General features: G+C 73.0%; 5 protein-coding genes. 4 read left to right on the top strand and 1 reads right to left on the bottom strand.

Translation table 11 applies throughout. From position 1 onward, the window contains the following. Window positions 1–7: 7 nt before the first annotated feature. A complete protein-coding gene (gene glgP / locus ACFRMQ_RS13555; protein ID WP_380730314.1) occupies window positions 8–2,674 on the bottom strand; it encodes an alpha-glucan family phosphorylase in 2,667 nt (888 codons plus the stop codon). A gap of 1,043 nt (window positions 2,675–3,717) precedes the next feature. Between glgP and ACFRMQ_RS13550 the strand changes: the two genes are divergently transcribed. The 4 genes from ACFRMQ_RS13550 to glgB all read left to right on the top strand — a co-directional run bounded on the left by ACFRMQ_RS13550 (window position 3,718) and on the right by glgB (window position 11,693). Further along, window positions 3,718–5,673, top strand: a complete 1,956-nt coding sequence (locus ACFRMQ_RS13550; protein WP_380730318.1) for an alpha-1,4-glucan--maltose-1-phosphate maltosyltransferase — start codon at window positions 3,718–3,720, stop codon at window positions 5,671–5,673. Beyond that, entirely contained in the window at window positions 5,670–7,394 is a 1,725-nt protein-coding gene (treS, locus tag ACFRMQ_RS13545; RefSeq protein WP_380730312.1) for a maltose alpha-D-glucosyltransferase, read from the top strand. The genes ACFRMQ_RS13550 and treS overlap by 4 nt, the downstream gene beginning before the upstream one ends. 250 nt (window positions 7,395–7,644) lie before the next feature. Further along, entirely contained in the window at window positions 7,645–9,135 is a 1,491-nt protein-coding gene (locus ACFRMQ_RS13540) for a maltokinase (protein WP_380730310.1), read from the top strand. Window positions 9,136–9,194: 59 nt separating this feature from the next. Then, window positions 9,195–11,693, top strand: a complete 2,499-nt coding sequence (gene glgB / locus ACFRMQ_RS13535; protein ID WP_380730308.1) for a 1,4-alpha-glucan branching enzyme — start codon at window positions 9,195–9,197, stop codon at window positions 11,691–11,693. Window positions 11,694–11,734 lie beyond the last annotated feature (41 nt).

The following is an 11,734-nucleotide window of genomic DNA, read 5'->3' as shown; positions in this document are numbered from 1 at the left end:
CGGACGGTCAGCGCAGCAGCCCGGCGTCCATCCCGGCGGACTCGGCCGGCAGGGCCACCAGCCCCAGTTCGGTCGGCGAGGCCAGCCGGGGATGCGCGGGCAGCACCCGGACGGTGTAGCCGAACGGGCCGGTCCGGCCCAGTTCCAGCGAGCCCTCGTAGCGGGTGCGGCCGTCCAGGTCTGGCCCGCCGACCGGCTTGAGGGCGAGCAGACAGGCGTCCGAGATCCGGTCCCGTTCGTCCACCCGGCCGGAGACCGCCTGCACCTCGACGTCGCCCGGCGCCAGCGTCCCGAGCGCGACCTGCACCCGCAGCGCCAGCGAGCTGCCCAGTTCCTGCGCCTCGGCCGGGCAGTCCGCCTCGACGTGCTCGACCCGGACGGCCGGCCACGCCTCGCGGACCTTCGCCTTCCACCGCGCCAGCTCCCGCGAGCCGCGGTTGCGGTCGGCCGCCAGCTCCCGCTGGGCCTGCGCCGCCGGGGCGTACAGCCGTTCGACGTACTCCCGGACCATCCGCCCGGCCAGCACCTTGGGCCCGAGGGTGATCAGGGTGTGCCGGACCATGGCGATCCACTGCTGCGGCAGCCCGTCCGCGTCCCGGTCGTAGAACCGGGCCGCGACCTGGTGCTCGATCAGGTCGTAGAGCGCGGCCGCCTCGATGTCGTCGCGCCGCTCGGCCTCGCCGCTGTCCGGGTCGAGCACCCCGCCGCTCTCGTCGGCGGTGGGGATCGCCCAGCCGTTGCGGCCGTCGTACCACTCGTCCCACCAGCCGTCCAGGACGGACAGGTTGAGGCAGCCGTTGAGCGCGGCCTTCATCCCGGAGGTGCCGCAGGCCTCCAGCGGGCGCAGCGGGTTGTTCAGCCAGACGTCGCAGCCCGGGTAGAGGCGCTGGGCCATCGCCATGTCGTAGTCCGGCAGGAAGACGATCCGGTGGCGCACCGCCGGATCGTCGGCGAAGGCCACCATCTGCTGGATCAGCCGTTTGCCGCCGTCGTCGGCCGGGTGGGCCTTGCCGGCCACCACGATCTGCACCGGCCGGGTGGGGTGCAGCAGGAGGGCGCGCAGCCGCTCCGGGTCGCGCAGCATCAGGGTGAGCCGCTTGTACGAGGGCACCCGGCGGGCGAAGCCGATGGTGAGCACGTCGGGGTCGAGCACCGAGGAGACCCAGCCGAGCTCGGCCTCGCCGGCCCCGCGCCCGCGCCAGGAGGCGTGCAGCCGGCGGCGGGCCTCCTCCACCAGCTGGGCCCGCAGGGCGCGCCGCAGCTCCCAGACCTCGGTGTTGCCGATCCTCTCCAGCCCCGTCCAGCGCCCGGTGTCGCCGGTGGTCATCGCCTCCTCGGCGCGCTCGGCGCCGATCTCGGCGGCGCCGAGCCGGACCACCGCCGGGTCGATCCAGGTGGCGGCGTGCACGCCGTTGGTGACCGAGGTGATCGGCACCTCGGCGGGGTCGAAGCCGGGCCACAGGCCGTGGAACATCGAGCGGCTGACCTCGCCGTGCAGGGTGGAGACCCCGTTGGCGCGCTGGGCCAGCCGCAGGCCCATGGCGGCCATGTTGAACAGCTTCGGGTCCCCGTCGCGCCAGCTCTCGGCGCCGAGCGCGAGCACCTGCTCGACCGGGACGCCCGGCAGCGCCGCGTCGCCGCCGAAGTGGCGGGCGACCAGCTCCCGGTCGAAGCGGTCGATGCCGGCCGGGACGGGCGTGTGGGTGGTGAAGAGGGTGCCCGCCCGGACGGCCTCCAGGGCGGCGGCGAAGTCGAGGCCGGTCGGGTCGTCGGCGACCAGTTCGCGGATGCGCTCCACCCCGAGGAAGCCGGCGTGGCCCTCGTTGGTGTGGAAGACGTCGGGGGCGGGGTGCCCGGTGAGCCGGCAGTGGGCGCGCACGGCCCGGACGCCGCCGATGCCCAGCAGCATCTCCTGGAGCAGCCGGTGCTCGCTGCCGCCGCCGTACAGCCGGTCGGTGACGTCGCGCTCGGCGGGTGAGTTGGCCTCGATGTCGGAGTCGAGCAGCAGCAGCGGGACCCGCCCGACCTGGGCCTTCCGAATGTGGGCGGCCAGGGTGCGGCCGCCGGGCAGGGCGAGGTCGATCCGGCAGGGGGTGCCGTCGGCCTCCCGGAGCAGGCTGACGGCCAGTTCGTCCGGATCGAGCAGCGGATAGCGCTCCTGTTGCCAGCCGTCCCGGCTGAGGGACTGGCGGAAGTAGCCGTGCCGGTAGAACAGGCCCACGCCGATGACCGGCACGCCGAGGTCGCTGGCGGCCTTGAGGTGGTCGCCGGCCAGGATGCCGAGCCCGCCGGAGTACTGGGGCAGCGCGGCGGCGATGCCGTACTCGGGCGAGAAGTAGGCGATCGCGGCGGGCAGCGGGGCCCGGTCGGCCTCGTGGCGGGTCTGGTACCAGCGCGGGCCGGTCAGGTACTCGCGCAGGTCGTCGGCGAGGTCGCCGAGTCTGCGCAGGAAGCGCCGGTCGGTGGCGAGTGCGGCGAGACGGGCTGCCGGGACCTCCCCGAGCAGCCGCACCGGGTCCTCTCCGGTCGCGGCCCAGACCTCCGGGTCCACGGACCGGAAGAGGTCCCTGGTCTCGGGGTGCCAGGACCAGCGCAGGTTGAGGGCCAGCTCGTGCAACGGCTGGAGTTGTTCGGGCAGGACGGTGCGGACGGTGAATCTGCGGATTGCCTTCACGGCGTGAAGCGTAGCCGTGGCGATCGGTCCGACAGTGCGTCAAGTGGGCTATTGGGCATCCGTTCGGGCTATTGATGAGATCGCATTCGGCGCATTGGTCTGCACGGGGGGCGCGCGAGGCGCACATTTCGGGGCCCCGCGCTACCAATACGTGAACTCTTCGGTACGGGTCCATTTCCGATGGCTCGTCCACCCGGGGGAAGGCTCGAAACTACTGTCGTACCGCTGCAAAAACCTTGTCGGCGGTGCGAGGATGACCGAAGGTCGTTGATGCTGTGGGGAGTGCGACGGAGGGTGGCGTCCCCCTCGAAGCAGCACGTCCGAATCCTTTTCGCGTTGACCGTTCCCGTCCTTCTTAGCCCATTCGGCGCCCGCCGCGCACGGACGCGTGTCCTGGCGCCCGGCCCGCTCGTTCACGGGTGGGCCGGGTCGCCCGGGAGCGTGCCCCGCGGAGGGCGTGCGCCGGGACGCACGAGGGCTCCGGGGCTTCCCGCCACCGGGTCGACGGGCGCCGGGCAGGTTGCCGGGAACAGCGGCGCGGGCAGGCTTCCGGTCGCACGTCCTCCCCACCCAGCAGTCCTCCGGCACTCCCCCGGCCCGACCCAGGCCCGCGGGGAGCTGCCGCCGATCTCGGGCAGGAGTTTGGCATGCACGGCGACACGCGGGACCAGTCCACACCGGTGGCCGAAGGCCTCGACGCAGCGGTCGCGGAATCCGCCGGACGGATGGATTCTGACACTCGGACAGATCCGGCGATGCCGGCGCCGAGGACCTCCGGGGCGACCCGTACCGGATCCTCCGAACCGCGGCCCTCCACGGCGGCCCCCCACCCCGGGGCCGAGGAGGACCGGACCGCGACGACCCCCCGCGGGCGCACCACCACCACGCGCCGCACCACCACCCCGAAGACCGGCGCCGCGAAGGCCGCCGCCCCGAAGGCCGCCGCCGGGCGCGTCGCCGCGACGGCCCCGGCCGCCGGGGCGCCCGCCCGGAAGTCCCCCGCTCGCAAGCCCTCCGCCCGCAAGACGACAGAGAGCGACACCGTGATCGGCCGCATCCCCGTCCTGGACGTCAGCCCCCTCGTCGACGGCGGCCGCCGCCCGGCCAAGGCGGTGACCGGCGAGACCTTCCTGGTCACCGCGACCGTCTTCCGCGAGGGCCACGACGCCGTCAACGCCAACGTGGTGCTGCGCGACCCGCGCGGCCGCAGCGGCCCGTGGACCCCGATGCGCGAACTGGCCGAGGGCACCGACCGCTGGGGCGCGTACGTCACCCCGACCGCGCCCGGCCGCTGGTCGTACCTGGTGGAGGCGTGGAGCGACCCGGTCGCCACCTGGCGCAAGGCCGCCTCGGTCAAGCTGCCGGCCGGCCTCGACACCGCGCTGGTGCTGGAGGGGGGTGCCCGGCTGCTGGAGCGGGCCGCCGCCGGGGTGCCCAAGAAGGAGGGCCGGGCCGACGTGCTGGCCGCCGCCGACGCGCTGCGCGACCAGGCCCTGCCGCCGCTGTCCCGGCTGGCCGCCGCGCTCGCCCCCGAGGTGCTCGACGTGCTGGCCCGCCACCCGCTGCGCGAGCTGGTCAGCGCCTCCCGCCCGCTGCCGCTCCAGGTGGACCGCGAGCGCGCGCTGTTCGGCTCCTGGTACGAGTTCTTCCCGCGTTCGGAGGGCGCGGTGCTGGACCCGAACGGCGTCGAGCCGCCGCGCCCGGGCACCCTGCGCACCGCCGCCGAACGGCTGCCGGCCGTCGCCGCGATGGACTTCGACGTGGTCTACCTGCCCCCGGTCCACCCGATCGGCCGAGCCTTCCGCAAGGGCCCGGACAACACCCTGACGGCCGGTCCGCACGACGTCGGCTCGCCCTGGGCGATCGGCTCCCCCGAGGGCGGCCACGACGCCGTCCACCCGGACCTCGGCACCATCGAGGACTTCGACCACTTCGTCGCCGAGGCGCGGGCGCTGCACCTGGAAGTGGCGCTGGACTTCGCCCTCCAGTGCTCCCCGGACCACCCCTGGGTGAACAAGCACCCGGAATGGTTCGGCCACCGCGCCGACGGCACCATCGCGTACGCCGAGAATCCGCCGAAGAAGTACCAGGACATCTATCCGGTCAACTTCGACCAGGACATGGATGGAATCGTCAAGGAAACAATCCGGATCCTCCGCTTCTGGATGTCGCACGGCGTCCGGATCTTCCGCGTCGACAACCCCCACACCAAGCCGGTGGTCTTCTGGGAGCGGGTTCTCTCCGACATCGCCCGCACCGACCCCGACGTGGTGTTCCTGGCCGAGGCCTTCACCCGCCCGGCGATGATGCACACCCTGGCGAAGATCGGTTTCCACCAGTCGTACACGTACTTCACCTGGCGCACCACCAAACCGGAACTCACCGAGTACCTCACCGAACTCACCGGTGACGCCGCCGCCCACATGCGGCCCAACTTCTTCGCCAACACCCCGGACATCCTGCACGCGTACCTCCAGCACGGCGGCCGCGCCGCCTTCGCGGTCCGCGCGGTGCTCGCCGCCACCCTCTCACCCAGCTACGGCGTCTACGCCGGCTACGAGCTGTACGAGAACGAGCCGGCCCACCCGGGCTCCGAGGAGTACCTGCACTCGGAGAAGTACGAACTGCGCCCGCGCGACTGGAACCGCACCGACACCCTGGCCCCGCTGCTGACCGTGCTGAACCGGCTGCGCCGCCGCCACCCCGCCCTCCAGCAGCTGCGCGACCTGAGCTTCCACCCCACCGACAACGACCAGGTGCTCGCCTACTCCAAGACCGCGACCACCCCCGAGGGCCTCACCGACCGGGTCATCACCGTGGTGAACCTCGACCCGCACCACGTCCAGGAGGCCACCGTCACGCTGGACGGCGACGGCCCGTACGCGGTGCACGACGAGCTCACCGGCGCCGTCTACACCTGGGGCCGGCACAACTACGTCCGGCTCGATCCCTCAGCCGAGCCGGCTCACCTCCTCACGGTTCGGAGGAACCCAGCGTGACAGTGAACGAGCCTGTCCCCGACACCTTCCCCGAGACCTCGAAGAAGAAGCTCGACCCCCAGTGGTTCAAGCGTGCGGTCTTCTACGAGGTGCTGGTGCGGTCCTTCCAGGACAGCAACGGCGACGGGGTCGGGGACCTCAAGGGGCTCACGGCCAAGCTCGACTACCTCCAGTGGCTCGGGATCGACTGCCTCTGGCTCCCGCCGTTCTTCGCCTCGCCGCTGCGCGACGGCGGGTACGACGTGTCCGACTACACCTCGGTACTGCCGGAGTTCGGCGACCTCGCCGACTTCATGGAGTTCGTCGACGCCGCCCACGCCCGCGGCATGCGCATCATCATCGACTTCGTCATGAACCACACCAGCGACCAGCACCCGTGGTTCCAGGCGTCCCGGACCGACCCGGACGGGCCGTACGGCGACTTCTACATGTGGGCCGACGACGACAAGCAGTACCCGGACGCCCGGATCATCTTCGTCGACACCGAGACCTCCAACTGGACCTACGACCCGGTCCGCAAGCAGTACTACTGGCACCGCTTCTTCTCCCACCAGCCGGACCTCAACTACGACAACCCTCGGGTCCAGGACGAGATGATCGCCGGGCTGCGGTTCTGGCTCGACCTCGGCATCGACGGCTTCCGGCTGGACGCGGTGCCGTACCTGTTCGCCCGGGAGGGCACCAACTGCGAGAACCTGCCGGAGACCCACGAGTTCCTCAAACGGGTCCGCAAGGAGATCGACGCCGACTACCCGGACACCGTGCTGCTCGCCGAGGCCAACCAGTGGCCGGAGGACGTCGTCGACTACTTCGGCGACTTCTCCTCGGGCGGCGACGAGTGCCACATGGCGTTCCACTTCCCGGTGATGCCCCGGATCTTCATGGCGGTGCGCCGGGAGTCCCGCTACCCGGTCTCGGAGATCCTCGCCAAGACCCCGCAGATCCCCGGCGGCTGCCAGTGGGGCATCTTCCTGCGCAACCACGACGAGCTGACCCTGGAGATGGTCACCGACGAGGAGCGCGACTACATGTACGCGGAGTACGCCAAGGACCCCCGGATGCGCGCCAACGTGGGCATCCGCCGCCGGCTCGCCCCGCTGCTGGAGAACGACCGCAACCAGATCGAGCTGTTCACCGCCCTCCTCCTCTCCCTGCCCGGCTCTCCGGTGCTGTACTACGGGGACGAGATCGGCATGGGCGACAACATCTGGCTCGGCGACCGGGACGGCGTGCGCACCCCGATGCAGTGGACCCCGGACCGCAACGCGGGTTTCTCCTCCGCCGACCCGGGCAGGCTCAGTCTGCCGCCCATCATGGACCCGGTGTACGGCTACCAGGTGACCAACGTCGAGGCGCAGCAGAGCAGTTCGAGTTCGCTGCTGCACTGGACGCGTCGCATGATCGAGATCCGCAAGCTCAATCCCGCGTTCGGCCTCGGCAGCTACGCCGAACTGCCGTCCAGCAACCCCGCCGTGCTGGCCTTCGTGCGCGAGCACGAGGGGGACCTGGTCATGTGCGTGAACAACTTCTCGCGGTTCGCGCAGCCGACCGAACTGGACCTGCGGCGGTACGGCGGGCGGTACCCGGTCGAGCTGATCGGCGGGGTGCGCTTCCCGTCCATCGGCGAGTGGCCCTACCTGCTCACCCTGGCCGGGCACGGTTTCTACTGGTTCCAGCTCCGGCAGCCCCCGCGCCTGAGCGGGACGAGGCGGTCGAAGTAACGATCCGTCGCACGCCTCGCACCAGCGCGAACGGCACCACCAGACCCTCCGGGGGCGCGAGTTGAACCCCGCGCCCCCGCTGTTCTCCGCTCCACCGCGTACGGAGAACAGCCCAACGGCCACCCACACGAAGGCGTGACACCCGAGCCGTGCTCGCGTGCCGCGACCGCCGCGCCGCCGCAATCCGGAAGACTGACGGACCCGGCCACGACCCGTCGGGCAGTCCGCGTGCTTCCGGGGAAAGGGAGCCATGTCCGAAACCTCCCGTTCTCAAGCCCACCTGGACGCCACCGCCCCCGCCGGCCCCGCCACGCCGGCGGGCACCCGGGGCGCCGGGGCCCGGAGAACCGCCCTGGGGGTCAGCGAACTCGTCCAGGCGGCCCTGCCGCTGATCGCCGCCTGGCTGCCCACCCAGCGCTGGTACGCCGGCAAGGGCCGGCCCATCACCGGCCTCACCCCGGTGGTCGGCACCCCGCTCCAGGTCGGCGACCCGGCCCTGCTGCACCTGCTGCTGCGGGTCGAGCACGCCACCACGGCCGGGGCCCCGCACGGCGACATCTACCAGCTGCTGCTCGGCATCCGCTCCTCCGGGCTCGGGGACATCGGGCCCGGCGCCCTGCTCGGCCGGCTCAGCCAGGGCCCGTACGACGGCGCGACCCTCTACGACGCGGTGCACGACCCCGAGCTCACCGGCCGGCTGCTGGAGCACCTGGCCACCGGCGACCGCTTCGGCGCCCTGTCCTTCCGTCGCACCCCCGGCTCCGGGCTGCCCACCAACCTCCCCGGCCGCGCCTCCACCGCCGAGCAGTCCAACAGCTCGGTCATCTACGGCACCTCGTACATCCTCAAGCTGTTCCGCCGCATCCACCCCGGCACCAACCCCGACCTGGAACTCTCGCTCGCGCTCTCCCGGGCCGGCTCCACCCGCATCCCCCGGGTCGCCGCCTGGTTCGAGAGCCGGATGGAGCGCGCCGAGCCCGCCACCCTCGGGCTGCTCCAGCGCTACCTGCCGGACGCCGAGGACGGCTGGGAGCTGGCCCTCGACCAGGTCGGACGGCTCAAGTGCGACCGCTCCCCCGGCAACTTCGCCATCGAGGCGCACCGGCTCGGCCGGGCCACCGCCGAGGTGCACCGGGTGCTGTCCCGCTCGATGCCGGTCGCCCGGCTCGACCGCGCCCAGACCGGCCGGCTGGCCGGCGCGATGGCCGACCGGCTGGACAGCGCCGTCGCCGCCGTCCCCGGACTGCTGCGCTTCCGGGCCGCGCTGCGCTCCGCCTTCCAGCAGCTCGCCGACGCCCACCCGGACGGCCTGCCGGTCCAGCGCATCCACGGGGACCTGCACCTCGGCCAGGCGATGCGGACCCCGCACGGCTGGGTGCTGCTGGACTTCGAGGGCGAGCCCGCCAAGTCGGTCAACGAGCGCCGCGAGCCCCAGCCGGCCCTGCGCGACGTCGCCGCGATGCTGCGCTCCTTCGACTACGCGGCCGCCCACCTGCTGGCCGGCGGCCCGGCCGACCCGGAGCTCGCCCACCTGGCCGCCGCCTGGGCCCAGCGCAACCGCACCGCCTTCTGCGCCGGCTACACCGCGGGCGGCGGCGCCGACCCGGCCGCCTCGCCGGAGCTGATGCGGGCGCTGGAGATCGACAAGGCGGTGTACGAGGTGGTGTACGAGGCCCGGCACCGGCCGGGCTGGCTGCCCATCCCACTGGCCGCGATCAACCGGCTGGCCCTGTCCGTCTGACCCGCTTGCCGCACCGCCCGCAGGAGTTCGCCCACCCCCCGTCGCAGGAGGACCCCGCCGTGACGCCGATCGACCCGACCGGCCGCCCCACCCGCCCCGTACCGGCCACCTTCCTGGCCGCACCGCTCCCCGCCGAAGGGCCGGCGCTCGAAGGGCCGGCCGCCGGAGAGCGGACACCCGGAGAGCGGACACCCGGAGGACGGACCGCCGGAGGACGGACCGCCGAAGAACCCGCCGGTCACCGGCCCGAGGCCCGCCGGGCGGCCGAGGAGGAGGGGAGCTCCGGCCCGCGGCCCCCCGCGGCCCGCCCGGCCGCGGCCGGGGACCCCCTGGACCCCGAGCGCCCGGCCCCCGCCGGGGCGCTGCGCCTGCCCGAGGCACCGCTGCCGCCGGCCGAGGTCCACCGGCTGGTGGGCGGGCAGCACCACGACCCGCACGCCCTGCTCGGGGCGCACCCGGTGCACGGCGGCACCGCGATCCGGGTGCTGCGCCCGTTCGCCGAGCGGGTGGTCGTCGAAACCTCCCAGGGGCCGGCCGAACTCACCCACCAGCAGGGCGGGTTGTTCACCGGCCTGGTGGCCGGCGGCGATCCGCCGGACTACACCCTGCTGGTGACGTACCCCGGCGGCGGGCCGCTGCGCCAGTACGACGGCTACCGCACCCCGCCCACCCTCGGCGAGCTCGACCTGCACCTGATCTCCGAGGGCCGGCACGAGCAGCTGTGGCGGGCGCTCGGCTCGCACGTGCGCACCGTCGACGGGGTGGCCGGCACCGCCTTCGCCGTGTGGGCGCCGAACGCCGTCGGGGTGCGGCTGATCGGCGAGTTCAACCACTGGGACGGCACCGGGCACCCGATGCGCTCGCTCGGCTCGTCCGGGATCTGGGAGCTGTTCGTCCCGGGCCTGGCCGAGGGCACCACCTACAAGTACGAGGTGCACACCCGCCAGGGCTGGGTGCTGGACAAGGCCGACCCGCTGGCCCGGGCCGCCCAGTGTCCGCCCGGCACCGCCTCGGTGGTCACCAGCTCCGCGTACGCGTGGCAGGACAGCGAGTGGATGGCCCGCCGGGCCCGCGCCGCGCACCACCGGGCACCGATGTCGGTGTACGAGCTGCACCTGCCGTCCTGGCGCCCGGAGCTCACCACGTACCGTGCCATCGCCGATGAACTGCCCGGCTACCTCAAGGAGTTGAACTTCACCCACGTGGAGTTCATGCCGGTCATGGAGCACCCCTTCGGCGGCTCCTGGGGCTACCAGGTGTCCGGCTACTACGCCCCCACCGCCCGGCTCGGCGGCCCCGACGACTTCCGCCACCTGGTCGACACCCTGCACCGGCACGGCATCGGCGTGATCGTCGACTGGGTGCCCGCGCACTTCCCCAAGGACGGCTTCGCCCTCGCCCGCTTCGACGGCGAGCCGCTGTACGAGCCCGCCGACCCGCTGCGCGCCGAGCACCCCGACTGGGGCACCCTGGAGTTCGACTACGGCCGCAAGGAGGTGCGCAACTTCCTCGTCGCCAACGCGGTGTACTGGTGCGAGGAGTTCCACGTCGACGGCCTGCGGGTGGACGCCGTCGCCTCGATGCTCTACCTCGACTACTCCCGCGAGGGCGGCGCCTGGACGCCCAACCGGTTCGGCGGCCGGGAGAACCTGGACGCGGCCGCCTTCCTCCAGGAGATGAACGCCACCGTCTACCGGCGCTGCCCGGGCGTGGTGACCGTCGCCGAGGAGTCCACCGCCTGGGACGGCGTCACCCGCCCCACCGACGCCGGCGGGCTCGGCTTCGGACTGAAGTGGAACATGGGCTGGATGCACGACTCGCTGGTCTACATGTCCAAGGAGCCGGTGCACCGCAAGTACCACCACAACGAGATCACCTTCTCGATGGTGTACGCCTACTCGGAGAACTACGTCCTGCCGATCTCCCACGACGAGGTCGTCCACGGCAAGCGGGCCCTCGTCTCCAAGATGCCCGGCGACTGGTGGCAGCAGCGCGCCAACCACCGCGCCTACCTCGGCTTCATGTGGTCCCACCCGGGCAAGCAGCTGCTCTTCATGGGGCAGGAGTTCGCCCAGGGCGCCGAGTGGGACCACGAGCAGGGCCCCCAGTGGTGGGTCCTCGACGAGGGGTGGCCGGCCCACCGGGACCACCTCGGGGTGCGCCGACTCGTCCGCGACCTCAACCGCACCTACCTCGACACCCCCGCGCTGTGGGAGCTGGACACCGTCCCCGAGGGCTTCCGCTGGCTCGACGGCGGCGCCGCCGAGGACAACCTGCTCTCCTTCGTCCGGTACGCGGCCGACGGCTCGCCGCTCGTCGCGGTCTGCAACTTCTCGCCGGTCGTCCGGCACGGCCACCGGGTCGGCCTGCCCCGGCTGGCGGGCCGCGAGCAGCTGTGGGAGGAGGTGCTGAACACCGACGCCGAGGAGTACGGCGGCGGCGGCATCGGCAACTCCCACCCGGTCAAGGCCGAGCCGGTGGAGTGGGACGGCCGGCCCCGTTCCGCCGAACTGGTCCTCCCCCCGCTCGCCACCGTCTGGCTGCGCCCCGCCCGCTGAGGACCCTGGGTGCCCGCCCCGCCGGGCGGGCACCCAGGCGG

Origin of the sequence: Kitasatospora sp. NPDC056783 (assembly GCF_042789895.1) — a bacterium.
In the GTDB taxonomy this organism is placed as follows: Bacteria; Actinomycetota; Actinomycetes; order Streptomycetales; family Streptomycetaceae; genus Kitasatospora.
This window is presented reverse-complemented; position numbering and strand designations above follow the sequence as displayed.